The sequence below is a fragment of the Oleiphilus sp. HI0061 genome (assembly GCF_001635675.1).
Window position 1 is genome coordinate 1 of the sequence record NZ_LWFE01000962.1, and the last position, 467, is coordinate 467.

The following is a 467-nucleotide window of genomic DNA, read 5'->3' on the forward strand; positions in this document are numbered from 1 at the left end:
TGGTTGAAATGGAAATTCGTGAATTGCTAGACACTTATGAGTTCCCAGGTGATGATACGCCAATTATCGCAGGTTCTGCTTTGATGGCATTGAACGGCGAAGATGATAACGAGCTAGGTACAACTGCTGTTAAGAAGTTGGTTGAGTCGCTAGATTCTTATATTCCAGAGCCAGAGCGTGCTGTAGATCAGCCATTCCTAATGCCTGTTGAGGACGTGTTCTCAATCTCAGGTCGTGGTACGGTTGTAACGGGTCGTGTTGAGCGTGGTATCATCAAAGTTGGTGAAGAAATCGAGATTGTTGGTATCAAGGAAACTCAAACCACTACTTGTACTGGTGTTGAGATGTTCCGTAAGCTTCTAGACGAAGGTCGTGCGGGTGAGAACGTTGGTGTTCTTCTGCGTGGTACTAAGCGTGACGAAGTTGAGCGTGGTCAGGTTCTATGTGTGCCTGGTTCTGTTAAGCCT

1 protein-coding gene is annotated in these 467 nt (G+C 46.5%); it reads left to right on the forward strand.

What is annotated here, in order from left to right; all coding sequences use genetic code 11:
• Positions 1-467: EF-Tu/IF-2/RF-3 family GTPase (locus A3735_RS11230; RefSeq protein WP_255375168.1), on the forward strand; the 467-nt coding region annotated here is incomplete at both ends.